We start from the raw sequence: 22,979 nt of genomic DNA on the forward strand, positions 1-22,979 counted from the left end.
GGCTCAGCGGGCAGCCGGCGCCAGGGGCGCGGACGCGCCCGGCGCGGGCGCGGAGGCCGTGGGCGCCGGCACGGACGCGGCCGGAGCGGCCACCACCACGCGCACGACCTGCCGCAGCACCCCGGCCACCGCCTGGTCCAGCAGGTCCTGCGTGGCCTGCGCGTACTGCGCGGCATCCTGCGCCTGCACCGGGCGCGCGGCCTCGAAGCTCCACGAGGCGCGCAGCGACTCCTCGGCGCCGGCGTAGAGCTGGCAGCGCATGGCGAATTCGACCCGCCGCGCGTAGACGTCGTGCTCGAGGCTGTCGAGACGGCAGCGCAGCGCCCAGTCGGTGCGCCCGGGCGCCTCGCCGCCTTCCACCGCGGCCACCCAGGCCTGGCGGGCCAGGCTTTCGCGCAGCGCGGTGTCGACCATCTCCGCCGGCGGCACCAGCCAGCGGCTGTCGCGGTAGGGCATGAGCTGCAAGGGCGTGGGGCTGTAGAGCATGTCCACCCCCTGCAGCCCGGGGGCGGCGCGTACCGGCAGCACCCTCAGGGTGATCGGGCGCAGACCCGGCGCGGCCTGCGCGATGCGCGGCGCACGCAGCCGGTAGTCCGCCTGCGCCGGGCGCTGGGTGACGCGCGGCAGCGCGCAGCCCGCCAGGGCCAGGGACAGCGCCAGGGACAGCGCCAGGGACCGTGGCATGCGCGGCGGCGCCGCGGGGCGTGCCCTGCGCCGGGGGAGGGTCGCGAACTTCACCTCAGTGCTCTCCCGGTCCGGGCGGCGGCAGCGGCGCGCCGAACAGCAGTTGATTGGGGTTGTGCTGCAGGCTGCGGCTCAGTTCGGTGAGCTGCCGGCTCAGGCTTTGCAGCTGGGCGCCCAGGCGCTCGTAGTCGGGCAGCGTGCGGCTGCGCAACTGCTGCGCCGCCTGCGTGCCGACCTCGCCCAGGCGCGCCGCGTTGTCGCCGGCGCGCTGCCAGTCGTGCGCGGCGAGTTCAAGCTGCTGCAGCGCCGCCTGCGCCGAGGCCGCGGTGCGCCGCACCTGCTCCAGCGTGGCGTCGGCATGGTCGCCCAGGCGCTGGCCCTGCTGGCCCAGCGCGGCCAGCTCCTCGCTGCCACGGCGCAGGTTGTCCAGCGTGGCGCCGATGTCCTGGCGATGGGCGTCCAGCTCCGCGGTGGTGTTCTCGACGTGGCGCAGGGTCTCGCTGATGGCGCGCACGTTGGCCGGGCTGAGCAGCGTGTCGAGCCGGTTGGCGATCTTGGACAGGGTCACGGCGGCGTCGTTCAGGCCGCCCTCGAGCCGCGAGAACACCGAGGGTGCGTACTGGATCACCGCGTAGGCATGGCCTGGCTGCGGCAGCAGCGGCTGCGCCGAACGCCCGCCGCTGAGGTTGATCACCGACAGGCCCGTGACGCCGCGCGGGGAGAGCTGGGCCACGGTGTCCTTGCGCACGGGAACCGTGCTCTTGATGGCCACCTGGATGCGGATCAGCGTGGCGTTGCGCGGATCGATCTCGATGGAGCTCACGCGCCCCACGGCCACGCCGCGGTACAACACGTCGCTGGCCGGGCTCAGGCCGTTGACGTTGTCGGTGGCGTAGATCAGGTAGGTGGTGTTGTCGACCTGGCGCGCGCCGGCGCTGAACCACCAGACGGCGCCCGCGAGCACCATCATCATGCCGATGACGAAGGCGCCGACTGCGGTGTAGTTGACCTTGGATTCCATCGATGGGGCCGGCTTGCCGCGCGGGGCCTGATCAGGGATTCTGACGCGAGCATAGCGCGCCCGGCGCGGCCCCGCGGGCACTGCGCCAGAACACGGCGGAACGCCCGTCCCGGAAATACTCGCGCAGCTCGGGCTCGTCGCGTTCGGCGAGTTCGGCGGCGCTGCCGACCGCGAGCACCTGCTTGCGCGCCAGGAAGGCGACCACGTCGCTGCCGTGCCAGATCGAGTCCAGGTCGTGGGTGACCTGCAGCACGGTCAGCCCGAGCAGTTCGCGCAACTGGGCGATCAGCTGGTCGAAGGCGGCCGCGCCCACCGGGTCGAGGCCGGAGGTCGGCTCGTCCAGCACCAGCAATTCCGGATCCAGCGCGAGCGCGCGCGCCAGCGCCGCGCGCTTGACCATGCCGCCGGAGAGTTCCGCCGGGTACTTGTGAGCGGCATCCGCCGGCAGGCCCGCCAGACCGATCTTGAGCATGGCCACCTCGGGCAGCAGGCCGGCCTGCAGCGACGAGTGCTCGTGCAGGGCCAGCACCACGTTCTCCAGCACGCTCAGGCCGCTGAACAGCGCACCGCCCTGGAACAGCACCCCGATGCGGGTGCGCAGGCGCGTGCGCTGCGCGGCATCGGCGGCGAGCGCGTCCTCGCCGAACAACTGGAGCGAGCCGGCCTGGGGATCGCGCAGCAGGGTCAGCGTGCGCAGCAGCACCGACTTGCCGCTGCCCGAGCCGCCGACCAGGGCCATGATGCAGCCGCGCGGCAGATCCAGGTCGACCCCTTCGTGCACGGTGGTGGCGCCGAAGCGGTTGACCAGCCCGCGCGCGCGGATCACCGCGTCGCCGCCCTGCCCCTGCCCGTCCGAAGGTCGCGCGTCCATGGCTCAGAGTCCCAGCATCTTGTAGAGCACCGAGAACGCGGCGTCGATGACGATCACCAGGAAGATCGACTGCACCACGCTGGCGGTGGCCGCGCGCCCCACCGCGGCCGCGCTGCCGCGCACGCGCAGCCCCTGCATGCAGCCGACCAGCGCGATGACCACCGCGAACACCGGCGCCTTGATCAGCCCCAGCACCAGCGTGTGCACGTCCACCACCTGGGGGATGCGGCTCAGGTATTCGCGCCAGGGCACGCCGAAGCCCAGCGAGGCCACCATGCCGCCGCCCAGCAGCCCCATGGCATCGGCCAGCAGCGACAGCAGCGGCAGGGCCACCACCAGCGCCAGCACCTTGGGCAGCACCAGCATCTCGAAGGGCGACAGCGCCAGCGAGCGCAGCGCGTCGATCTCCTCGGTGATGCGCATGGTGCCCAGTTGCGCGGCGTAGGAGGAGCCGGTGCGTCCGGCGACCAGGATGGCCGCGATCAGCGGGCCCATCTCCCGCAGCGTGATGATGGCCACCAGGTTCACGATCAGCACGTTGGCGCCGTAGCTGGCCAGGGTGGCGCCGCCCTGGTAGGCCATGACCATGCCGATGAGGAAGGACAGCAGGCCGACGATGCCCATCGCGCGCAGCCCGCCGGATTCGAGTTCGGCGGCCACCTCGCGCCAGCGCAGGCGCGCCGGGCGCAGCAGCAGCGGCGCTCCCAGCCACGCCAGTTCACCCAGCGTGGTGACGAAATCGCGCCCCTCGCGCAGGGCCGTGAACACGGCGCGGCCGATGTCGCCGAGCAGCCCGGCGTGCGCCCGCCGCGGCGCCTGCGGCAGATCCAGCGCGCTTTGCTGCACCAGGCGCAGCAGGCGTGCCGCGGCATCGGGCAGATCCGAGGTGTCGACCTCCACGCCGTCCTGGCGCAGCGCCTGCAGGCGCTCGAGCAGCAGGCGCGCGCCGGCGGTGTCCATGCGCAGCTCGCCCGGGTCTGCGCGCAGCGCCAGGCTGCGCAGCCGCGGCGGCAGTTCCAGGCGCGGCGCCTCGCGCAGTTCGCGCACGGTCCAGGCGCCGCCGATGCGCAGCACACCCGTCGCGGCTGCCTGCGCGCCCTCGCCGGCCGGCTCCCAGCGTGCCCAGGCCGCGGGCGGCGTCGCGTGCACGGCGGCCTCGCTCACCGTCGCTCAGCCCTGGGGCGCGGGGGTGGCACGCAGGATTTCCTCCAGCGTGGTGACGCCCTCGGCCACTTTCAGGGCGCCGGCCAGTCGCAGCGGCCGCATGCCGTCACGCACCGCCTGCGCGCGCAGCGCGTCCAGCGCCGAGCCGCCGGCGATCAGCGCGCGCTGGGCGGCGCCCACCGGCAGCAGTTCGTACAGGCCCACGCGCCCCAGGTAGCCGGTGTTGCGGCACTCCAGGCAGCCCACGGCCCGGCAGGGGCGGCCCTGGGCATTGGGCTTCCAGGGCGCCACCGCCGCCTCGAAGGCCGCCTGGTCGAAGGCCGCGTCGGGCTGGCGGCAGTGCACGCACAGCGTGCGCACCAGGCGCTGCGCCAGCACCCCCAGCAGCGTGGCGCCCAGCAGGTACGGCGGCACGCCGAGTTCGAGCAGGCGGGTGATCGCGCCGGCGGCATCGTTGGTGTGCAGCGTGGACAGCACGAGGTGGCCGGTCAGCGCCGCCTGCACCGCCATGTCGGCGGTCTCGCGGTCGCGGATCTCGCCCACCATGATGATGTCCGGGTCCTGGCGCATCAGCGCGCGCAGCCCGTCGGCGAAACCCAGCTCGATGCCGCTTTGCACCTGCATCTGGTTGAAGGCCGGCTCGACCATCTCGATCGGATCCTCCACCGTGCACACGTTGACCTCGTCGGTGGCCAGGCGCTTGAGCGTGGAGTACAGCGTGGTGGTCTTGCCGCTGCCGGTGGGGCCGGTGACCAGCACGATGCCGTGCGGGCGCGACGTGAGTTCCTCCCAGCGCGCCGACTCGGCCGCGGGAAAGCCCAGAGCGGAGAGATCGCGCAGCACCACGTCGCGGTCGAACACGCGCATCACCAGCTTCTCGCCGAAGGCGGTGGGCAGCGTGGACAGGCGCAGCTCGACCTCCTCGCCGTCGGGCCGGCGCGTCTTGATGCGCCCGTCCTGCGGACGGCGGCGCTCCACCACGTCCATGCGCCCGAGCAGCTTGATGCGGCTGGTCATCGCGTTCATCACCGAAGGCGGCACCTGGTAGACCACGTGCAGCAGCCCGTCGATGCGGAAGCGGATCACGCCGAACTCGCGCCGCGGCTCCAGGTGCATGTCGGAGGCGCGCTGCTCGAAGGCGTACTGCCACAACCAGTCCACCACCTGCACGATGCCGGCGTCGTTGGCGTCGATCGCGCGCCCGCTGCGCCCCATCTCGACCAGCTGCTCGAACTGGTTCGCGCCGGAGGCCGGAATCGCCCCGTTGCGCTGGGCCTCGCGCACCGAGCGCGCGAGGTTGAAGAACTCGGCCGTGTAGCGCGCGATGTCGGCGGGGTTGGCCACCACCAGTTGCACCGGGCGGCGCAGCATGCGCTCCACCTCGGGCAGCCAGCCGGTCTCGAAGGGCTCGGCGGTGGCGATGGTCGCGCCCTGCGCGTCGGCCGAGACCGGAAGAATGCGGTGACGCTCCGCGTAGTGCCGCGACAGCAGGTCGCCGATGCGCCCGATGTCCACCTTCAGCGGATCGATGCGCAGCAAGGGCAGGCCCGCGCGCTCGGCCAGCCAGGCGCTCAGCGCGTCCAGGTCCAGCAGCTTGCCGTCCGCCTTGCGCGGCAGCGTGGCGGCGGCCACGCGTTGCAGGGCGTGCTGGCGCGCGCTGCCGTGCGCGCAGCGGTCGAGTCCGCGGCGCAGCGCGGCTTCGTCGATCCAGCCGTCCTCGAACAGCGCCTGCAGCACCGTCTGCCAGTCCAGCGCGCCTTGCAGGCGGGCGCGCTGGCCGGCAGCGGCGCCCGGCCGCGCTGCCGCGCGCGCGGCAGCCTGCTGGGGATCCTCGGGAGAATCCGGCGGGGTGAGCGAAGTCGTGCGTGGCGCCATGGGCCCAGTGTAGAACGAGCCGGCGGCGCCACGGACACCGGCGCGGCCCCCGGCTACACCAGGCCGCAGGCCTCGAACACCTCGCGCCAGGCCGCCACCTTGCGCTCGAAACTCCAGGAGGCGTTCGCCGGACTGCTCGAGGGCAGGCGCCAGACCCGCGGGGCCAGGCCGCGGGTGATGCGCAGGGAACGCGCCGATTCCCCGCCGTTGTGGGCGATGCCCTGCAACTCGGGCAGACCCCCCACCAGCTCGGCCAGCGCGTTGGGCCGTGCCTGGCGGATGCTGCTGTCCAGGCTGCCCTCGCGCTCGCAGGCCGCGTAGACGTCCCAGATGCCCAGGCCGAGGCGCTCGAGTTCCCGCAACCGTGCCTCGTAGGGCAGCGCGCGCAGGTCCACGCCGAACAACTCCGACAGCAAGGGCCAGAACTGGTTGCGCGGATGGGCGTAGTAGCGCCCGGCGGCCAGCGAGGCCTCGCTGGGAAAACTGCCCAGCAGCAGCAGGCGCGTGCCCGGCCCCGCCACCGGGGCGAGGCCGCGCAGGAGCGGGGCGGAAGCGGACTTGGGCATGCTTGTAGTCCAATGGTAGGCAATTCGCCGCGCGCAGACGCGGCAACCCCTGGGAGCCCCACCGATGAGCTTGTCCACGCCCGCGGCCGCCGCCGCGCACCGCCCCGCCCCGCGCAGCCGCCTGCCCCAGGTCGGCACGACCATCTTCACCGTCATGTCGGCGCTGGCGCAAAGCTGCGGCGCGATCAACCTGGGCCAGGGTTTTCCCGATTTCGAGCCCGACCCCGTGCTGCTCGACGCGGTGGCGCGCGCGCTGCGCGAGGGCCACAACCAATACCCGCCGATGGCCGGCGTGCCGCTGCTGCGCGAGGCGCTGGCCGCCAAGATCGAGCACATGCACGGCCGGCGCTACGACCCGGGCGAGGAAATCACCATCACCGCCGGTGCCACCCAGGCGCTGCTGACCGCGGTGCTGGCCGTGGTGCATCCGGGCGACGAGGTGATCGTGCTCACGCCGGCCTACGACAGCTACCTGCCGTCCATCGAACTGGCCGGCGGCGTGGCGCGCTGCGTGCCGCTGACGGCCGATTTCGGGCCCGATTTCGACGCCATCGCCGCGGCGCTGGGCCCGCGCACGCGGGCCATGCTCATCAACTCGCCCCACAACCCCAGCGGCCGCGTGTGGAGCGCCGCCGACCTGCGGCGCCTGGGCGAGCTGCTGGCCCCCACCGACGTGGTGCTGATCAGCGACGAGGTCTACGAGCACATGGTCTACGACGGCCAGGCCCACCGCAGCGTGGCAGCGGAACCGCTGCTGGCCGAGCGGGCCTTCGTGGTGTCCAGTTTCGGCAAGACCTACCACGCCACCGGCTGGAAGGTCGGCATGGTGGCGGCGCCGCGTGAACTCAGCGCCGAGTTCCGCAAGGTGCACCAGTTCAACGTGTTCACGGTCAACACGCCGATGCAGTGGGCGCTGGCGCAGTACCTGCGCGAGCACCCCGAGGCGCACCTGGACCTGCCCGCCTTCTACCAGGCCAAGCGCGACCGCTTCCGCGCCGGGCTGGGCGCCACCCGCCTGCGCCTGCTGCCTTGCGAGGGCACCTATTTCCAGTGCGTGGACTACGCCCAGGTCAGCGACCTGCCCGAGGCCGATTTCTGCACCTGGCTGACCCGCGAGATCGGCGTGGCGGCGATCCCGGTCACCGCCTTCGAGCCGCAGCCGCGGCTGACGCGGCGCACCGCGCGCTTTTGCTTCGCCAAGCGCGACGACACGCTGGACGCGGCCCTGCAACGCCTGAGCGCCCTGTGAGCCCCGGCCCGGCCGCCGCACACCCCGGCGAGGGGTTCATGTAGACTCTCGGCTCGCGAATCCGCGCGGGTGTAGTTCAATGGTAGAACGGCAGCTTCCCAAGCTTCATACGAGGGTTCGATTCCCTTCACCCGCTCCAGTTTCAACGACCGAAGGCCCCCCGGCCGAGCCCGGCGCTGCGCCGGCGATGCCTCCGCAGGGCGACGAGGCGGCCGGTCTGGTTCGCCGCGGCGTGCGCTCCTACGTGCTGCGCACCGGACGCCTGACCAGCGGCCAGGCCCGCGCGCTGGCCGAACTCGGGCCGCTGCGCATCGTGCCCCATGCCACGTCCGTCCCCGACTGGGACGCGCTGTTCGGACGCCACGCGCCACGGGTGCTGGAAATCGGTTTCGGCATGGGCGAGGCGACCGCGCTGCTGGCGCGGGAGCAGCCCGAGCGGGATTTCATCGGCGTGGAAGTGCACACCCCCGGCGTGGGATCGCTGCTGCTGCGCATGCGCGAACTCGGGCTGGACAACCTGCGCATCGTGCAGCACGACGCGGTGGAGGTGCTGCGCGACATGGTCGCACCGGGCTCGCTGGACGCCGTGCACGTGTACTTTCCCGACCCCTGGCACAAGAAGCGCCATCACAAGCGGCGCCTGATCCAGCCGGAACTGGTGGCCCTGGCGGCCTCGCGCCTGCGCCCGGGCGGAGTGCTGCATTGCGCCACGGACTGGCAGGACTACGCCGAGCACATGCTGCGGGTGCTGCAGGGCGAAGCCTCGCTGCGCAACACGGCCGAGGGCTACGCCCCGCGCCCGCCGTGGCGCATGCCCAGCAAGTTCGAGCAGCGCGGACTGCGCCTTGGACACGGAGTGTGGGACCTGCTTTTCGAGCGACTTGAGCCCGCGGGCGGATAAAATCGCGGTTTTCCCGTACGAGCCGACTACAGCGATGGATTTCGAACAAGCCCGTTTCAACATGATCGAGCAGCAGATCCGCCCCTGGGATGTGCTGGACCAGGAGGTGCTGAGCCTGCTGGGAGCGGTCAAACGCGAGGATTTCGTGCCCGCGGCCTATCGCGCCATGGCCTTCACGGACATGGAGATTCCGCTGCCCTGCGGGGAAAGCATGCTGGCTCCGAAAATGGAGGCCCGGCTGCTGCAGGAACTCGCGGTGCGCAAGCACGAATGGGTGCTGGAGATCGGTGCCGGCAGCGGCTTCATGGCTGCACTGCTGGGCCATTGCGCGGCGCACGTGATGAGCCTGGAGATCCACCCCGAACTGGCCGAGAGCGCGCAGCAGCATCTGCGCCAGGCCGGCGTGATGAACGCCACGGTGCGCTGCATGGACGGCTCCAGGGAACTGCCTCCGGGCGAATTCGACGCCATCGTGCTGTCGGGCTCGGTGGCACAGATCCCGCAGGCGCTGGTGGACCGTCTCAAGCCGGGCGGCCGCCTGTGCGCGGTGGTGGGCGATGCGCCGATCATGCGCGCGCAGCTGCTCACCCGCAGCGGCGAGCGCCAGTCGCGCGTGGTCGATCTGTTCGACACCGTGGCTCCGCGCCTGCACGGCTTCGCCGAGACGCCGCGTTTCCGTTTCTGAACCCAACCGGCGCCGGCGACGCCGCCGGCGCGAGTCCAGCAGGATCTCCCATGACGATTGCGCAACTGACCGTCGGCGAACTCAGCGACATGCTCGACAACCACCCGGAGGCCCTGGGTTCCTGGCAGGTCGTGGACGTGCGCGAGCCCTGGGAACTCGAACGGGCGAGCATTCGCCACGAGCGGTTCCGCAGCTCGCCGATCCCCATGGCCACGATCCCTCTGCGCCAGGGCGAACTCGAGCGCGGCAAGAAGCTGCTGATCATGTGCCGCACCGGCGGGCGCAGCACCCAGGTGGCGAACTTCCTGGTGCAGAACGGCTTCGAGCAGGTCTACAACCTGCAGGGCGGCATCACCGCGTGGTCGCGCGAAATCGACCCCTCGATCCCCACCTACTGAGCGCCCCCAGGGCCGGGCTGCGCCCAGCCCGCCCCCCGTGGGGGTCAAGAAAACTTGGGGCGGCCCGGCGTTTTCTTGAGAGGGCCCCCAGGGCCGGGCCATGCCCGGCCCGCCCCCCGTGGGGGTCAAGGAATCTTGGGGCGGCCCTGCGATTCCTTGAGAACTTCGGCCTGGCCACGCGTGGAGGCCGCGGCGCGCAGGCGTAGCGCGATCCAGTGGGCCTGCGCGCGGGCCGCGCCGCGGTGGGCGGAGCTGAACTCGCGCGCGCCGGCGCGTGCCCGCCGCAGCGCGCCGTCGTCGTCCAGCCAGCGCAGCAGGCGTTCCCAGACGCCGGCGGCGTCCGGAGCACGCAGCAGGGCTCCCGCCTGCTCGGCCTGCTCGGCCGCCTGCGCGAAGTTGAACACGTGCGGGCCCATCACCACCGGGCAGCCCTCGGCGCAGGCCTCGATCAGGTTCTGGCCGCCCAGGGGCAGCAGGCTGCCGCCGACGAAGGCGGCATCGGACATGGCGTAGTAGGCCGGCATCTCGCCGATGCTGTCGCCGATCCAGACATCGAGTTCGCCGTCGGGCGCGCCGAGGCTGCGCAGCCCGTGGCGCAGCCCGCGCTGCTCCAGCAGCGCCTGCAGCGCCGCCACCCGCTCCAGATGCCGCGGCACGAGCACCACCAGGGCGCGCCGCGGCAGGCCCCGCGGCATGGCGTCCAGCAGCAGCTGCTCCTCGGCCACGCCGCGATCCTCGCGGGTGGACGCCAGCACCAGCACGCGGCGCGCGGCCGCGGCGCGCCACTGCTGGCCCTGCGCGCGCAACTCGGCATCGGCGCGGCGGTCGAACTTGAGGTTGCCCGCCACCACCACGTCGCGCACCCCGAGCCCGCGCAGGCGCGAGGCATCGCCACCGGTCTGCGCGGCCGCGCCGGCCAGCGCGCCGCAGGTGGCCTGAGCCAGGGCCGGCCAGCGCGACCAGCGCGCAGCGCTGCGCGCCGACAGCCGCGCATTGGCCAGCAGCAGCTGGATGCCCTGCTCGGCGCAGGCACGCGCAAGGTTGGGCCACAGCTCGGTTTCCATCAGCACGCCCAAGTCGGGCCGGAAATGCCGCAGGAAACGGCGCACGGCCCACGGCAGGTCGTAGGGCAGCCAGACCTGCGCATCGCCGTCGCGCAGCAGCTCGGCTCCGGCCGCGCGCCCGGTGGGCGTGGTGTGGCTGAGCAGCAGGCGCAGCTCGGGGATCTCGCGCCGCAGGGATTCCAGCAGCGGCGCCGCGGCGCGCGTCTCGCCCAGCGACACCGCGTGCAGCCACAGCATGGGCGCGCGGCTCGGGGCCGGCGCCGAGCCGGCGTAGCGGCCGAAGCGCTCGCCCAGGCGCATGCGGTAGGCGGCGTCGCGGCGCGAGCGCCACAGCAGGCGCAGCACGGCCAGGGGCGCCAGCAACCACCACGCCAGCGTGTACAGACGCAGCGCGCGGCCGGGCGCAGCGCGCATGGGCGCTGCACTCATGCGAGCAACCTCATGCGAGCGACCTCATGCGAGCAAGCTCATGCCAGCGACCTCGTGCTTGCAGGCTCATGGCCTGGCCTCCCCCGCCACGGTCGCCTGCGCCAGCAACTCGAGCGCGGCCTGCAGCACCTGCGCGCAGCTCGGCGCGCGGCCGACATCGCCCACGTTGCGGTGCGGCGAGCTGGCCTGGATGCCGACCTGCAACGGCGAGGTGGCCGTGTAGATGCCCACCACCGGGCGCTCCACCGCGGCGGCGAGAAAACTCAGGCCGGTGTCCACGCCCACCACCAGCGAGGCCCGCGCGAACACCTGCGCCCACTCCACCAGCCCGAGACGCCCCGGCGCCACCACGACCGGCGGCGCGGCGGGGTCGCTCGAAAACCCGGCGCCGGCCGCCAGCACCCGCGCGGCGATGCGTTCGGCGCGGGCACGCTCGCCCGGGCTGCCCCAGGCCAGCGCCAGGCCCAGGCCGCGCGCACGCAACTGGGCGCCGAGCTCGGCCCAGGCGTCCTCGGGCCAGAGCTTCTCGTCGCGCGCGGTGGCCGACAGCAGTACCGCGAAGCCGGCGCTGCCCGGCAGCCAGGCGGGGCGCTGCGCCCGCGGGCGCAGCCCGTAGACCGGCTCGCCCTGCACCGTGTAGCCCAGTGCCCAGGCGCACAGGTTGCGATAGCGCTGCACCGCGGCCAGCGCGTCGAAGGGCGGTGCGCTCATGCGATGCTCGTACAGGCAGGCCGCCAGCGGCTCGCGGCAGGCCCTGCCCTTCCAGCCGTAGCGCGGGCCCGGCGCCAGGCGCGCGAGCACGGCGCTCTTGCACAGGCCCTGCAGGTCGATCACCGCGTCGTAGCTGCGCGCCGACAGGTCGGCCCGCAGCTCGCGCCATTGCGCTCGCGTGCGCGCGGCCAGCGGGCGCCGGCGCCACTCGCGCCAGGGCACCGCGATCACCCGTTCGACCCCCGGATGCTGGCGCACCAGCTCGGCGTAGGCCGGCTCGAGCAGCCATTCGATGTGCGAGCCCGGCCGGTGCCGCAGGATGTCCTGCACCACCGGCAGCGCCTGCACCACGTCGCCCATGGAACTGGTCTTGACCAGCAGCACCCGCAGGGGCATGGAATCGGGCATCGCCAAGGGGATCAGAAGGGAAGTTTCAGCTCGGGCTGCAGTTGCAGCAGCGCGGCGCGGAATTCCTCCTGGATGCGCCGCAGGCCGTCCTGGTCGTGCGCCTCGAAGCGCAGCACCACGCAGGGCGTGGTGTTGGAGGGACGGGCCAGCCCGAATCCGTCGTCGTACTCGGCGCGCACGCCGTCGATGGTGTGCACGCGGCGCGCGCCGGGAAAGCGCCCTTCGCGCTGCAGGCGCTCGCACAGCGTGAACTGCTGCTGCGACTCGGTGGGAATCTTCAGTTCGGGGGTGGACACCGAATCGGGCAGCGCCAGCAGTTCGGCCTGCACGTCGGCCACGCGCGACAGCAGTTCCAGCAGGCGCGCGGCACCGTACTGGGCGTCGTCGAAGCCGTACCAGCGGTCCTTGAAAAAGATGTGCCCGCTCATCTCGCCGGCCAGCGGCGCGCCCACCTCCTTCATGCGCGCCTTGATCAGCGAATGCCCGGTGCGCCACATCATCGCCTCGCCGCCGTGGCGCTGCACCCAGGGAGCGAGGTTGGCGGTGCACTTGACGTCGAAGATGATCGGCGCCCCGGGGTGGCGCTGCAGCACGTCGGCGGCGTAGAGCATGAGCTGGCGGTCGGGCCAGATCACGTGGCCGTCCTTGGTGACCACGCCCAGGCGGTCGCCGTCGCCGTCGAAGGCCAGGCCGATCTCGGCGTCGCCATCGCGCAGCGCGCGCTGCAGATCCTCCAGGTTGTGCGGATCCGCCGGATCGGGGTGATGGTTGGGGAAGCTGCCGTCGACCTCGCAGAACAGCTCGGTGACCTCGCAGCCCAGGCGGCGCAGCAGTTCCGGCGCGAAGGCGCCGGCCACGCCGTTGCCGCAGTCCACCGCCACCCGCATGGGGCGCGCCAGGCGCACGTCGGAGACGATGCGCTGCAGGTAGGGCTCGACGATGCTGGTGCTGCGCAGCCCCCCGCCGCCCTGGGCATAGGCCTCGGACACCGTGAGTTCGCGCAGGCCGGCGATGTCCTCGCCGTGCAGCGCGTCGCCGCCCAGCACCATCTTCAGGCCGTTGTACTCGGGCGGGTTGTGGCTGCCGGTGATCTGGATGCCGTTGGCGACCTCGGTGGTGGCACAGGCGAAATACAGCATCGGCGTGGCGTTCATGCCCAGATCGATGACGTCGAGCCCGCCCCCGCGCAGCCCGGCCGCCAGCGCGGCGCCCAGCCTGGGGCCGGAATCGCGCCCGTCGCGGCTGATGTAGACCGCCTGCTGGCCGCGCTGGCGCGCCAGCGTGGCGTAGGCGCGCCCGATGTGCTCGCAGGCGGTTTCGGTAAGGGAGCGGTCGACGATGCCGCGGATGTCGTAGGCCTTGAACAGCGAAGGATCGAGTTGTGCCATGGATTGCTTGCTTGCGTTCGATGGGACCAGGGCCGCGCGGCCCGCGAGGTCGAGGCAAAATGCCATTTTCTCACGCCGACCCGTCATGGCCACTTATCTGATCGGCGACCTGCAAGGTTGCGACGACGCTTTCGCGCGCATGCTCGAGCACCTGCGCTTCGAGCCGGGGCGCGACCGCCTGGTCGTGCTGGGCGACGCGGTCAACCGCGGCCCCGCTTCGGCCGCCTGCCTGCGCCGGCTCATGCGCCTGGGCGACAGCGCGCAGTGCCTGCTGGGCAACCACGACCTGCACCTGCTCGCGGTGGCCGAGCGCGTGCGGCGCGCCCACCGCAGCGACACGCTGGAGGACATCCTGCGGGCGCCCGACCGCGACGCCTTGCTGCAGTGGGTGCTCGAGCGTCCCCTGGCGCTGTTCGAGCAAGGCTGGCTGCTGGTGCACGCGGGGGTGATGCCGCAGTGGAGCGTGGAGCAGACCCTGCAGCTGGCGGCCGAGGTCGAGGCCCGGCTGCGCGCGCCGGACCTGCGCGGCTTTCTCTCCGAGCTGTTCGGCAATGAACCCGCGCGCTGGTCGCCGCAGCTGCGCGGCGCCGAGCGCTGGCGCCTGACGGTCAACGCGCTGACGCGCCTGCGCTACCTCGACACCCGCGACGGCAGCATCGACTTTCACTGCAAGCAGGCGCCGGCGGGCGCGCCGCCGGAACTGCTGCCGTGGTACGCGGTCCCGGAGCGCGCCACGCGGGGCACGCCGATGGCCTTCGGGCACTGGTCGACGCTGGGCCTGTCGTGGAGCGACGGCGCGCTGTGCCTGGACAGCGGCTGCCTGTGGGGCGGAGCGCTGAGCTGCGTGCGCCTGGAGCCGGCCCGTCCGTGGCTGTCCTTGCACTCGCTGCCCTGCCCCGCGCAACGCAAACCCGGCGCCTGAAGCCCGCGCGCGTCGGCGCATGCTGGGCATGCGGGCCAATCCTGTGTACAATGCCCCTTTTTGCCAACGCTTATCAAGTGGAGTGCTGTATGGCACGCGTCTGTCAGATTACCGGCAAAGCGCCGATGGTGGGTAACAACGTTTCCCACGCCAACAACAAGACCAAGCGTCGCTTCCTGCCCAATCTGCAATATCGCAGGATCTGGGTGGAAAGCGAGAACCGTTTCGTGCGCCTTCGCGTCTCGAACGCCGGCCTGCGCCTGATCGACAAGGTCGGCATCGATGCCGTGCTGTCGGATCTGCGTGCGCGCGGCGAAGTCTGAATACGACAAGCAACAGGAGTGACGCGCCATGGCCAAAGGCGGACGTGAAAAGATCAAGCTGGAGTCGACCGCCGGAACCGGTCACTTCTATACCACGACCAAGAACAAGCGCATCCAGCCCGAGAAGATGGAGATCGCCAAGTTCGATCCGGTCGCGCGCAAGCATGTGGTCTACAAGGAAACCAAGCTGAAATAAGCTTGTTCGAGCCCGGCGGGCCCGCCCCGCGCTGCCCGAAAAAAACCCGCCCTCAAGGCGGGTTTTTTGTTGCGCGTCGGGAGCCGCGGCGCGCGGCGGACACAAAAAAGCCAGCCGAAGCTGGCTTTCCTGCTCGACGCTACGGCGGGCCGAAACCCGCCGCGGTGGCGATTTACTTCTTGTCGGCGCTGCTGGCGGCGGAAGCGGCCGGGGCGGCAGCCGGAGCCGAAGCGGCGGCGGCGGAAGCAGCCGGGGCGGCGGCCGGAGCCGAAGCGGGAGCCGAAGCGGCGGCAGGGGCGGAGGCAGGGGCGGCGGCGGAAGCCGGAGCCGAGGCGGGAGCAGCTTCTTCCTTCTTGCCGCAGGCAGCCAGAGCCAGAGCAGCGATCATGGAAGCCAACAACACGGACTTTTTCATTTGATTCCTCAAGCGTCAGAACAAGGCACAGGCGATGGAACCGGACAAGGCCGGTTGAATTTTGTGAAGCTCGAACCCGCCAACCACAGCGATGGCACACGGTTCAATCAAAAGTATAGCGCGACATGGGGTTTGCCCCGATAGCCTTGTCATCATTGCATCTAAATGTTGCAAATCCATCACAAGCCGAGCGCCCGCGGCACGAAACCGGGTTCGCCAAGATCCCAGGCCTGCTCGAACACCTGCAGCGAAGCCTGCCAGTCGCGCCCGGTCTGCAGCAGGGCGCGGCGCTCGCGCTGCGCCGGCAGCGCCACCAGCGCGCGCTCGCGCAGCCACAGGCCCTCGGCAGGAGCCTCGATTTCGGGGGGAATTTCCCGGCATTCGAGGATGTGCGCGAAATCTCCGCGCCAGCGCACGAAACGCGCGCTGCCCGCCAGCAGCTTCGAATAGTCGCGCGCGAGCATGCGAATGCAGGGCCGCCTGCGGGGCAAGGCCCAGCGCGTGAGCGCCTCCACCACCCCGGCCTCGTCCAGCGGCCAGTCCGCGTAGTCCTCGCTGTACAGGCACAGCTGCGGGCCCGGGTCGAGCAGCAGATCGCGCAGGGCCTGGCGCCAGGCCAGCCGCCCCTCGATCGCCTGCGCCGCAGCGCCGGCGTCCTGACTGGGATCCATCGCCACCTCCTGCCCTCGCGGCCGTGCTTCAGTCGCGCCCGGCGTGCGCCCAGCCCTGGGCGCACCATTGCTCCATCAGCTCCCGCTCCGCGGGGCCGGCCGAGGCGTATTGTGCGGCATCGAGTTCGCGCGCATCGGCCAGGCGGCGCAGCAGAGGCGAACGCCCGAGATCGGCCGGCACGCTCTCGCCATTGATGCACAAGCCGGTGGGGCTCCACAACATGCGCGTGCGGCGATCCAGGCGCAGGCCCTGGCGCGGCGCGATGCGCGCCGCCTCGCGCGCGTCACCGGCCTCGAACACCACCTCCTGCTTGGGCTCGGTGAGCAGTTCCCCCAGCGCCCGCGCGAATTCGGCCCGCCCCGGGCGCAGGCGCGCGAAGGCCTCGGCCACGAAACGCACCATGTCCTCGGGTAGGCGCGCGGGATGCGAGCCCGACGCCGCGGACAGCTTGCCGCGGTCGCTGTAGCGCGGCGCGGGCTGCAGTTCCTCGGCCATTTTCCACAACAGCTGGCGCAGCAGTTCGTCACCGGGCGGCGCGCGAAAACCCACCGAATACGTCATGCATTCGCCGTCGGCGATGCCATCGTGCCCCCAGCCCGGCGGCAGGTACAGCAGGTCCCCGGGCTCGACGACGAAGTCCTCCTGCGGCACGAAGCCCCGCAGCAGTTTCAGCGGCTGGCCCGGCTGCAGGCGCGTGTGTTCCACCGGCCCGATGCGCCAGCGTCGGCGCCCCTGCGCCTGCAGCAGGAACACGTCGTACTCGTCGACATGCGGGCCGACGCCGCCGCCGTCGCTGGCCCAGGAAATCATGAGGTCGTCCAGGCGCGCGTCCGGCAGGAAGCGGAATCGACGCAGCAAGCGGGCCACGCGCTCGTCGTGCAGGTCCACCCCCTGCACCAGCAGGGTCCAGCGCGGCGTGCGCACGGCCGCGAGGTCGCGCCGTTGCAGCGGCGCGTGGCACACGTCCCAGCGCCTGCCCTCGCGTCGCACCACGCGGGCCTCCACGTCGTCGCGCAGCGCCAGCTCGAACAGATCCCGGCGCGACAGCAGGGGCTGCATGTCCGGCAGCGCCCGGCGCACCAGCAGCGGCTTGCGCTGCCAGTAGTCGCGCAGGAAGCGCTGGCGGCCGATGCCGGGGATTTCAAGCAATGGAACGGACACGCGATACTCCGCTGACGAGGGGCGACAGGCCCGGCAGTGTAGCCCTGCGCCTCGCGCGCCACGGCACTTGTGGCGCACAATGTCGGCCCCGGCGCGCGCCGCGCCCACCGCTCCTTCCGCGCAGGACATCCGACATGCAAGTAGCTCCCGACACCGTGGTCACGCTGGCCTGGCGGCTGACCGACGCCCAGAACGAAGCCCTGGCCGACGACGAGTCCGGCACGGACTTCTACGTCGGCGGCGCCGACCTGCTGCCGGCCATCGAGCGCGAGCTGCTGGGCAAATCGGCCGGCGACGCGGGCGCGCTGCAGATCGAGCCCCCCGACGCCTTCGGGGACTACGAGCCGGAGCGCCTGCGCATGGAGGACCGCGCGCTGTTTCCCGAGTTGCTGGAGCCGGGCATGCAGTTCGAGCAGCTTCCGCCGGGCTGTTCCCCGGCGGAGCCCGGCATCCTGTTCACGGTCACCGACATCGCCGAGTGCAAGGTGATGCTGGACGGCAACCATCCGCTGGCGGGCATGGCGCTGCGCGTGCACTACCGCATCCTGGAGGTGCGCGCGCCCGATCCCGACGAGCGCGAAGCGCGCAGCGCGCAGCTCGACGACGTGGACAGCGGCATGTTCCTGGTGAAGGGCTCGGGCTGAAGCCCCGCGCGCGCTCGGCGCCGCGGCGTGGCCCGTTCAGGCCTGGCCGCCCATCGCTCCCATGGCACTGCGCAGGCGGGCCAGCGCGATGGCGAAGAAGCCCGCGCCGATGCCGGCGATGGCGGCCAGTTGCGGCCAGACCTCGGCCAGCCCCGCGCCCCGGAACAGCGTGGCCTGGGACAGGCTGACGAAATGCGTGGTCGGCGCCGCCAGCATCACCAGGCGCACCGCCTCGGGCATGCTCTCGCGCGGCGTACTGGCGCCCGAGAGCATTTCCAGCGGCAGCAGCACCATGATGAGCAGCAATCCCATCTGGGGCATGGAGCGCGCCATGGTGGCCAGGAAAATCCCCAGCGACGTGACCGCGAACATCTGCAGCGCGGCGCCCAGCACGAACACCCAGCTGCTCGCGGGCAGAGGCAGACCGATCAGCAGGTGCACGACCAGCCACAGCGAAGCGCAGCAGCCCAGCAGCACCACCAGCCCCATGGACCAGACCTTGGCGGCCATGATCTCCAGCGGGCTCAGGGGCATGGCCAGCAGGTGCTCGAGGCTACCGTGCTCGCGCTCGCGCAGCCAGGCTGCTCCGGTCAGCACGATGCCCAGCATGGTCACGTTGTTGATGAGCTCGGCCACGGCGCCGAACCACGAGGGGGTCAGGGCCGGGTTGAAGCGGTTGCGCAGCACCAGGCGGGCCGCCGTGCCGGCCTGGCTGTCGCCACTGCGGTGGCGCTGCAGGAATTCGGCGATCTCCGCCTGGCAGATGGCCTGCACGTAGGCGCCGCCGGTGAAGGCCTGGGTCATGCGCGTGGCGTCCACGCTGAGCTGCAGCGTGGGCGCGCGCTCGCCCAGCAGGTCCCGCTCGAAATGCCGGGGCACATCCAGCACGAAGGTGTAGCGCCCGGCGTCCATCGCCGGATCCACGTCGCGCAGCGCGATGGCCGCCGGAGGCAGGAAGTACGGCGGCCCGAAGGCCTCCACCAGACGCGCCGACAGCGCGGAGTGATCCTCGTCGACCACGGCCAGCGGGGCGCGGTGCAGGGTTTCCGGCGTGCCGGTGGCCGCGCTGTAGATGGCCAGCGTGAAGGCGAAGGTGATCAGCACCAGCATCGCGCGGTCGTGTCGCAGGCTGCGCAGCTCCTTGAGCCCGAGGTACCAGACGTTGCGCAGGCCTTGCATGGCCCCCCCTCAGCGTTCCTGGCGCCGCAGCAGCAGCACGCCGGCGCCCAGCAGGACCGGCGCGGCCAGCGCCAACGCGAGCATCTGCGGCCACAGGTCGGCCGGCCCCAGCCCCTTGGAGAAGGTGCCGCGCGAGACGATCAGGTAATGGGTGGTGGGATACACCCGGCCCACCCACGCGGCCAGTCCCTGCAGGGAACTGGTGGGATCGAGCAGACCCGAGAACTGCACCGCCGGCAGCACGGTCCCGATGGTGGTGGCGAAGATCGACGCGGTCTGCGTGCGCAGGAAGCTCGACATCAGCAGGCCCAGCGCGGTGGCGTCGATCACGTACAGCAGCGAGCCCAGCGCGAAGGCGGCCGCGCTGCCGCGGAAGGGAACGCCGAACACCCAGCGGGCCCAGGCCCACAGGACCGCGGCGTTGAGCAGGGCCAGCGCCACGTAGGGCAACTGCTTGCCCAGCAGGAATTCCAGGCGCGTCGCGGGGCCGACGTAGAAGTTCAGGATCGACCCCAGTTCCTTCTCACGCACCACGCTGAGGGCCGCCAGCATGGCGGGGATCATGATCAGCAGCAGCGGAATGATGGCCGGCACCATGGCCACGAGGCTGCTCACGTCGGGGTTGTAGCGATAGCGGATCTCGATGCCCGCCGGCTGCACGGGCATCCCGGCCGGCCCGCGCTCGGCGGCCAGCCGCGCCAGCCAGGAGGCGTGCACGGCCTGCACGAAGCCGTCGACGGTCTCGGCGCGCGCGGGCATGGAGCCGTCGACCCAGGCCCCGACCTCGGGCGACAGGCCGCGCTGCAGGTCACGCCCGAAGTGCGGCGGAATCTCCAGCGCCAGCGCGAGTTCTCCGTCGCGCAGGCGCCGGCGCATGTCGGCATCGCTGCGCAGGGGCGCGCGCTCGCTGAATTCCCGCGCGCTGGCGAAATAGCGCACGTAGTCGCGGCTGAGCGAGCTGTCGTCGCGGTCGAGCACCGCGAAGCGCAGGTGCTGCACGTCCAGGTTGATGCCGTAGCCCATGATCACCAGCAGCAGCACGCTGCCCAGCAGCGCCAGGCTGGCGCGCACCGGGTCGCGCAGCAGCTCCAGGGACTCGCGCCAGCTGTGGCTGAACAGGCGGGTGAGCGAACGCTGCAGCAGCGGCGGGCGCCGGCGAGGCTGCGCTACGGCGGCCGGCGTCGGCTCCCACGCTTCGGCCGGCCGCTGCGTTCGCGGTGCCGCGGACGCCCCCAGCGGCCCGGGCGCCCCCGGCGCCGGGCCAGGGCCGCTGCCAGGGGCCCCGTCCGGCGCTTGCGCGCGCGAGGCCTCGATCCACTGTACGAAGGCCTGTTCCAGCGACTCGGCGCCGCGCGCATGGGTCAGGTCTTCCGGGGTGCCGCTGGCCAGCACCCGGCCCGCGTGCATCAGCGCGATCCTGTCGCAGCGCTGGGCCTCGCTCATGCGGTGGGTGGACACGAACACCGTGACGCCGTCGCGCCGCGCCAGGGTCTGCATCTGGTGCCAGAACCATTCCCGCGCCAGCGGGTCCACGCCCGACGTGGGCTCGTCCAGGATCAGCAGCTCCGGGGCGTGCAGCGTGGCCACGGCGAAGGACAGGCGCTGGCGCTGCCCCAGCGGCAGCCGGCCCGGAAGCTGCTCCATCACCTCCTGCAACTCGAAGCGTCCGGCGGCCTGCTCGACCGCCGCGGCGCGCCGGGACGCCGGCAGGCCGAACAGGCGGGCATGCAACTCCAGGTTCTGGCGCACGCTCAATTCGTTCCACAAGGAAAAGCCCTGGGTCATGTAGCCCACGCGCTTGCGCGTGGCCAGGTCTCGCGCGTCCGGGGTCCGGCCCAGCACGCGCACGCTGCCCCCGCTGGGCTCGAGCAGGCCGGTGAGCATTTTCATGGTCGTGGTCTTGCCGCAGCCGTTGGAGCCGATGAAGCCGAAGATCTCGCCCCGCCGCACGCTCAGGTCGATGCGGTCGACGGCGGTGAAGTCGCCGAAGCGCCGGCTCAGCTCCCGCGCCTCGACCACCGGCGCCCCGCCTTCTCGCGGTGGCGGCAGGGCTGGCGGCGGCGCCTGATCCCGCGGCCGCGCCCCCACCAATGCGACGAAGGCCTGTTCCAGGTCGGCGCATCCGCTGCGCGCGAGCAGCGCCGCGGGGCTGCCGTCGGCGACCACGCGCCCGGCGTTCATGACCACCAGCCAGTCGAAATCGCGCGCCTCGTCCATGTAGGCGGTGGCCACCACCACGCTCAGGCCGCCCTCCCCGGCCCGCTGTTCCCGGATGGCGCGGATCAAGGCCCAGAATTGCACCCGCGACAGCGGATCGACCCCGGTGGTGGGCTCGTCCAGCACCAGCAGTTCGGGATCGTGCAGCAGCGCGCAGCACAGCGCCAGCTTCTGTTTCATGCCCCCCGACAAGGTGGCCGCCGGACGCCGTGCGAATTCCTCCAGCCCCGTGGCGCGCAGCAACTCGCGCGCGCGCTGTTCCCGCCAGCCCCGCGCGAAGCCGCGCTGGCGGCCGAAGAACTCCAGGTTCTCGGCCACGGAAAGCCCGCCGTACAGGCTGCGACCCAGTCCCTGGGGCATGTAGGCCACGCGGTGGCGCAGATGCGTGAGGTGGTGCGCGTCGCGCAGGCTGCCGCCGAGCACCTCGATGTCGCCGCGCTGCAGCGAGCGCGCCCCGCACAGCAGGGCCAGCAGGCTGGACTTGCCGACGCCGTCGGGTCCGATCAGCCCGACCATGGCGCCGGCGGGCAGGCATAGGTCGGGAAGCTCCAGCACCTCGCGCCCGGCGTAGCGCAGCCCCACCTCGTGGAAGCGGGCCAGCAGCGGGCCCGCCGGCACCCCGCCGCCCGTGGGCGGGTCCGGCCCCTCCCCTGCGGCTGGGCGCGGCAGCCGAAGGCTCATGGCCGCACCCGCAGCCGCGCCGGCCAGGCGATGCCGCGGCGCACCCGCACGTAGGCCACGCCGGGCATGCCGCTCTTGAGTTCGGGCCGGTGCGCCGCGGCCCAGCGGGCGTCCACGCGCGCGCGCACCCGGAACATGAGCTTCTGACGCTCGCTGGCGGTTTCCACCGTCTTCGGGGTGAACTGGGCCACGGCCGAGACGTAGGACACGACCGCCGGCACCGCCCGCCCGGCGAGGGCGTCGGGCACGATGCGCGCCTCGTCGCCGATGACCACCTTGCCGGCGTCGGATTCGGGCAGGAAAAAGGACATGCCCAGGTCCGAGGTGTCGAGCAGGCTGATCACGCGTGCGCCGACGCCGAGCATCTCGCCCGGGCGAGCCACCACGTACTGCACCTGTCCGTCCACCGGGGCGCGCAGGCTGCAGTCGCCCAGGTCCACGTCCACGCGGGCCAGCGCGGCACCTGCCGCGAGCACCGCGGAGCCGGCCTCCACGGCCTGCAGGCGCGCCGCCTCGATGGCGGCCGACGCAGCGGCCGCCTGGGCGCGGGCGGCCGCCAGCGCGCCTTCGGCGCTACCCACGCCGGCGCGGTCGTCGTCGAACTGCTGGCGCGAGACTCCGCCCACGTCCAGCAGCTGGCGCGAGCGTTCGAGCCGGCTGCGCGCGGCCTGCCATTCGGCGTCGCGTTGCCGGATCTGCGCGGCGGCCGCGTCGCGCTCGCTGCGCCGCAGCCTGACCTGGCTGTGCGCGGTGGCCTCGGCGTCGCGCGCGCGTTGCAGCTGCGCCCGCGCCTCGCCGCGCTGGGCCTGCAGCGCCGCGCAGTCCAGGCGCGCGAGCACCTGACCGGCACGCACCTGCTCGCCTTCCTGTACCTGCAGGCTGAGCAGCCGGGCGGGAATGCGCGTGGACAGTTCGAGTTCCACCGCCTCCAGGCGGCCGTTGCCCGAGGCGAGCCCGTCCTGCTCCGGCGCACGCCCCAGCCAGAACCAGGCCACGGCCCCCAGCACGGCGGCCAGGGCCGCCAGCGCCCACCACTTCCGATCGAGCTTGACGCGCATGCCTCCGCCCTCGACTCCGTCCGGCACGGACTCCCGAGGACGATTGTGCCCGGCGGGGCGCCAGGCGGATGCGCATCAGATCAAACTGCGCGCGCGG

23 protein-coding genes and 1 tRNA gene are annotated in these 22,979 nt (G+C 72.3%); 9 read left to right on the plus strand and 15 right to left on the minus strand.

Features of this window, described 5'->3' with window-relative positions; translation table 11 throughout:
* Positions 1-3 precede the first annotated feature (3 nt).
* From D466_RS19995 to D466_RS0100095, 6 genes are read right to left on the minus strand one after another with little or no spacing between them, the layout of a single operon-like run.
* Positions 4-684 (minus strand): ABC-type transport auxiliary lipoprotein family protein, encoded by a 681-nt coding sequence (locus D466_RS19995; RefSeq protein WP_018911640.1) that lies wholly within the window; start codon positions 682-684, stop codon positions 4-6.
* Between the two features lie 55 nt (positions 685-739).
* Positions 740-1,705: an MlaD family protein gene (locus D466_RS0100075; RefSeq protein ID WP_018911641.1), complete on the minus strand. Its 966-nt coding sequence runs from the start codon at positions 1,703-1,705 to the stop codon at positions 740-742.
* 31 nt (positions 1,706-1,736) lie between these two features.
* Entirely contained in the window at positions 1,737-2,576 is an 840-nt protein-coding gene (locus D466_RS0100080) for an ABC transporter ATP-binding protein (protein WP_018911642.1), read from the minus strand.
* Between the two features lie 3 nt (positions 2,577-2,579).
* The gene (locus tag D466_RS0100085; protein ID WP_018911643.1) at positions 2,580-3,740 is read right to left on the minus strand and encodes an ABC transporter permease; all 1,161 of its coding nucleotides are present in this window, start codon (positions 3,738-3,740) and stop codon (positions 2,580-2,582) included.
* Positions 3,741-3,746: 6 nt separating this feature from the next.
* Complete coding sequence (locus D466_RS0100090) at positions 3,747-5,615, minus strand: GspE/PulE family protein (RefSeq protein WP_018911644.1); 1,869 nt, start codon at positions 5,613-5,615, stop codon at positions 3,747-3,749.
* Positions 5,616-5,668: 53 nt separating this feature from the next.
* Positions 5,669-6,181 carry a DNA-deoxyinosine glycosylase gene (locus tag D466_RS0100095; protein ID WP_018911645.1) on the minus strand — a complete coding sequence of 171 codons (513 nt, stop codon included), beginning with the start codon at positions 6,179-6,181 and terminating at the stop codon, positions 5,669-5,671.
* Positions 6,182-6,245: 64 nt separating this feature from the next.
* Between D466_RS0100095 and D466_RS0100100 the strand changes: the two genes are divergently transcribed.
* From D466_RS0100100 to D466_RS0100120, 5 genes are all read left to right on the plus strand, one after another.
* Complete coding sequence (locus tag D466_RS0100100; protein WP_018911646.1) at positions 6,246-7,430, plus strand: pyridoxal phosphate-dependent aminotransferase; 1,185 nt, start codon at positions 6,246-6,248, stop codon at positions 7,428-7,430.
* Between the two features lie 65 nt (positions 7,431-7,495).
* Positions 7,496-7,569: transfer RNA gene (locus D466_RS0100105), tRNA-Gly, on the plus strand.
* A 48-nt stretch (positions 7,570-7,617) separates the two neighbouring features.
* Positions 7,618-8,331, plus strand: coding sequence for a tRNA (guanosine(46)-N7)-methyltransferase TrmB (gene trmB, locus D466_RS0100110; RefSeq protein WP_018911647.1), 714 nt, complete (start codon positions 7,618-7,620; stop codon positions 8,329-8,331).
* Positions 8,332-8,365: 34 nt separating this feature from the next.
* The gene (locus D466_RS0100115) at positions 8,366-9,016 is read left to right on the plus strand and encodes a protein-L-isoaspartate O-methyltransferase (protein ID WP_018911648.1); all 651 of its coding nucleotides are present in this window, start codon (positions 8,366-8,368) and stop codon (positions 9,014-9,016) included.
* Positions 9,017-9,066: 50 nt separating this feature from the next.
* Complete coding sequence (locus D466_RS0100120; protein ID WP_018911649.1) at positions 9,067-9,414, plus strand: rhodanese-like domain-containing protein; 348 nt, start codon at positions 9,067-9,069, stop codon at positions 9,412-9,414.
* A 125-nt stretch (positions 9,415-9,539) separates the two neighbouring features.
* Here D466_RS0100120 and D466_RS0100125 read toward each other — a convergent pair whose 3' ends face one another.
* The 3 genes from D466_RS0100125 to D466_RS0100135 form a co-directional block, all read right to left on the minus strand.
* A complete protein-coding gene (locus D466_RS0100125; RefSeq protein WP_231385638.1) occupies positions 9,540-10,907 on the minus strand; it encodes a 3-deoxy-D-manno-octulosonic acid transferase in 1,368 nt (455 codons plus the stop codon).
* Between the two features lie 66 nt (positions 10,908-10,973).
* Entirely contained in the window at positions 10,974-12,026 is a 1,053-nt protein-coding gene (gene waaC, locus D466_RS0100130; protein ID WP_018911651.1) for a lipopolysaccharide heptosyltransferase I, read from the minus strand.
* Between the two features lie 11 nt (positions 12,027-12,037).
* On the minus strand, positions 12,038-13,414 hold the full coding sequence (locus tag D466_RS0100135; protein WP_018911652.1) for a phosphomannomutase/phosphoglucomutase: 1,377 nt from the start codon (positions 13,412-13,414) through the stop codon (positions 12,038-12,040).
* A gap of 85 nt (positions 13,415-13,499) precedes the next feature.
* On the opposite strand from D466_RS0100135, the gene D466_RS0100140 reads away from it, so the two are divergent.
* The 3 genes from D466_RS0100140 to rpmG all read left to right on the plus strand — a co-directional run bounded on the left by D466_RS0100140 (position 13,500) and on the right by rpmG (position 14,855).
* On the plus strand, positions 13,500-14,336 hold the full coding sequence (locus D466_RS0100140) for a symmetrical bis(5'-nucleosyl)-tetraphosphatase (RefSeq protein WP_018911653.1): 837 nt from the start codon (positions 13,500-13,502) through the stop codon (positions 14,334-14,336).
* Positions 14,337-14,425: 89 nt separating this feature from the next.
* Positions 14,426-14,659, plus strand: a complete 234-nt coding sequence (gene rpmB / locus D466_RS0100145; RefSeq protein WP_026284711.1) for a 50S ribosomal protein L28 — start codon at positions 14,426-14,428, stop codon at positions 14,657-14,659.
* A gap of 28 nt (positions 14,660-14,687) precedes the next feature.
* The gene (rpmG, locus tag D466_RS0100150; RefSeq protein ID WP_018911655.1) at positions 14,688-14,855 is read left to right on the plus strand and encodes a 50S ribosomal protein L33; all 168 of its coding nucleotides are present in this window, start codon (positions 14,688-14,690) and stop codon (positions 14,853-14,855) included.
* A gap of 172 nt (positions 14,856-15,027) precedes the next feature.
* Here the strand turns inward: rpmG and D466_RS24600 are convergent, their stop codons facing one another.
* The 3 genes from D466_RS24600 to D466_RS0100160 all read right to left on the minus strand — a co-directional run bounded on the left by D466_RS24600 (position 15,028) and on the right by D466_RS0100160 (position 17,103).
* Positions 15,028-15,270, minus strand: coding sequence for a hypothetical protein (locus D466_RS24600; protein WP_081629763.1), 243 nt, complete (start codon positions 15,268-15,270; stop codon positions 15,028-15,030).
* A 179-nt stretch (positions 15,271-15,449) separates the two neighbouring features.
* The gene (locus D466_RS22595; RefSeq protein WP_018911656.1) at positions 15,450-15,941 is read right to left on the minus strand and encodes a hypothetical protein; all 492 of its coding nucleotides are present in this window, start codon (positions 15,939-15,941) and stop codon (positions 15,450-15,452) included.
* A 28-nt stretch (positions 15,942-15,969) separates the two neighbouring features.
* Positions 15,970-17,103 carry a JmjC domain-containing protein gene (locus tag D466_RS0100160; RefSeq protein WP_038164685.1) on the minus strand — a complete coding sequence of 378 codons (1,134 nt, stop codon included), beginning with the start codon at positions 17,101-17,103 and terminating at the stop codon, positions 15,970-15,972.
* A 134-nt stretch (positions 17,104-17,237) separates the two neighbouring features.
* Here D466_RS0100160 and D466_RS0100165 point away from each other — a divergent pair, with 134 nt between their 5' ends.
* Positions 17,238-17,747 carry a peptidylprolyl isomerase gene (locus D466_RS0100165; protein WP_018911658.1) on the plus strand — a complete coding sequence of 170 codons (510 nt, stop codon included), beginning with the start codon at positions 17,238-17,240 and terminating at the stop codon, positions 17,745-17,747.
* 36 nt (positions 17,748-17,783) lie between these two features.
* On the opposite strand, the gene D466_RS0100170 is transcribed toward D466_RS0100165, so the two are convergent.
* Genes D466_RS0100170 through D466_RS0100180 form a run of 3 tightly spaced genes read right to left on the minus strand, consistent with a single transcriptional unit; the run spans position 17,784 to position 22,882 of the window.
* Entirely contained in the window at positions 17,784-18,926 is a 1,143-nt protein-coding gene (locus D466_RS0100170) for an ABC transporter permease (RefSeq protein ID WP_018911659.1), read from the minus strand.
* Positions 18,927-18,935: 9 nt separating this feature from the next.
* Positions 18,936-21,824 carry a ribosome-associated ATPase/putative transporter RbbA gene (gene rbbA / locus D466_RS0100175; RefSeq protein WP_081629765.1) on the minus strand — a complete coding sequence of 963 codons (2,889 nt, stop codon included), beginning with the start codon at positions 21,822-21,824 and terminating at the stop codon, positions 18,936-18,938.
* Positions 21,821-22,882 (minus strand): HlyD family secretion protein, encoded by a 1,062-nt coding sequence (locus tag D466_RS0100180; RefSeq protein WP_018911661.1) that lies wholly within the window; start codon positions 22,880-22,882, stop codon positions 21,821-21,823. The genes rbbA and D466_RS0100180 overlap by 4 nt, the downstream gene beginning before the upstream one ends.
* Positions 22,883-22,979 lie beyond the last annotated feature (97 nt).

It is taken from the genome of Thiomonas sp. FB-6, from assembly GCF_000377645.1.
Taxonomy (GTDB): Bacteria; Pseudomonadota; Gammaproteobacteria; order Burkholderiales; family Burkholderiaceae_C; genus Thiomonas_A.

Bases quoted from the DNA above. Each gene is read 5' to 3' on its own strand.
- rbbA (WP_081629765.1), bottom strand. From the start codon at position 21,824: ATGAGCCTTCGGCTGCCGCGCCCAGCCGCAGGGGAGGGGCCGGACCCG.
- D466_RS0100080 (WP_018911642.1), bottom strand. From the start codon at position 2,576: ATGGACGCGCGACCTTCGGACGGGCAGGGGCAGGGCGGCGACGCGGTG.
- D466_RS0100125 (WP_231385638.1), bottom strand. From the start codon at position 10,907: ATGAGTGCAGCGCCCATGCGCGCTGCGCCCGGCCGCGCGCTGCGTCTG.
- rpmG (WP_018911655.1), top strand. From the start codon at position 14,688: ATGGCCAAAGGCGGACGTGAAAAGATCAAGCTGGAGTCGACCGCCGGA.
- D466_RS0100100 (WP_018911646.1), top strand. From the start codon at position 6,246: ATGAGCTTGTCCACGCCCGCGGCCGCCGCCGCGCACCGCCCCGCCCCG.
- D466_RS0100140 (WP_018911653.1), top strand. From the start codon at position 13,500: ATGGCCACTTATCTGATCGGCGACCTGCAAGGTTGCGACGACGCTTTC.
- D466_RS24600 (WP_081629763.1), bottom strand. From the start codon at position 15,270: ATGAAAAAGTCCGTGTTGTTGGCTTCCATGATCGCTGCTCTGGCTCTG.
- D466_RS0100075 (WP_018911641.1), bottom strand. From the start codon at position 1,705: ATGGAATCCAAGGTCAACTACACCGCAGTCGGCGCCTTCGTCATCGGC.
- D466_RS0100180 (WP_018911661.1), bottom strand. From the start codon at position 22,882: ATGCGCGTCAAGCTCGATCGGAAGTGGTGGGCGCTGGCGGCCCTGGCC.
- D466_RS0100165 (WP_018911658.1), top strand. From the start codon at position 17,238: ATGCAAGTAGCTCCCGACACCGTGGTCACGCTGGCCTGGCGGCTGACC.
- trmB (WP_018911647.1), top strand. From the start codon at position 7,618: ATGCCTCCGCAGGGCGACGAGGCGGCCGGTCTGGTTCGCCGCGGCGTG.
- D466_RS19995 (WP_018911640.1), bottom strand. From the start codon at position 684: ATGCCACGGTCCCTGGCGCTGTCCCTGGCGCTGTCCCTGGCCCTGGCG.
- D466_RS0100115 (WP_018911648.1), top strand. From the start codon at position 8,366: ATGGATTTCGAACAAGCCCGTTTCAACATGATCGAGCAGCAGATCCGC.
- rpmB (WP_026284711.1), top strand. From the start codon at position 14,426: ATGGCACGCGTCTGTCAGATTACCGGCAAAGCGCCGATGGTGGGTAAC.
- D466_RS0100095 (WP_018911645.1), bottom strand. From the start codon at position 6,181: ATGCCCAAGTCCGCTTCCGCCCCGCTCCTGCGCGGCCTCGCCCCGGTG.
- D466_RS0100170 (WP_018911659.1), bottom strand. From the start codon at position 18,926: ATGCAAGGCCTGCGCAACGTCTGGTACCTCGGGCTCAAGGAGCTGCGC.
- D466_RS0100135 (WP_018911652.1), bottom strand. From the start codon at position 13,414: ATGGCACAACTCGATCCTTCGCTGTTCAAGGCCTACGACATCCGCGGC.
- D466_RS22595 (WP_018911656.1), bottom strand. From the start codon at position 15,941: ATGGATCCCAGTCAGGACGCCGGCGCTGCGGCGCAGGCGATCGAGGGG.
- waaC (WP_018911651.1), bottom strand. From the start codon at position 12,026: ATGCCCGATTCCATGCCCCTGCGGGTGCTGCTGGTCAAGACCAGTTCC.
- D466_RS0100090 (WP_018911644.1), bottom strand. From the start codon at position 5,615: ATGGCGCCACGCACGACTTCGCTCACCCCGCCGGATTCTCCCGAGGAT.
- D466_RS0100120 (WP_018911649.1), top strand. From the start codon at position 9,067: ATGACGATTGCGCAACTGACCGTCGGCGAACTCAGCGACATGCTCGAC.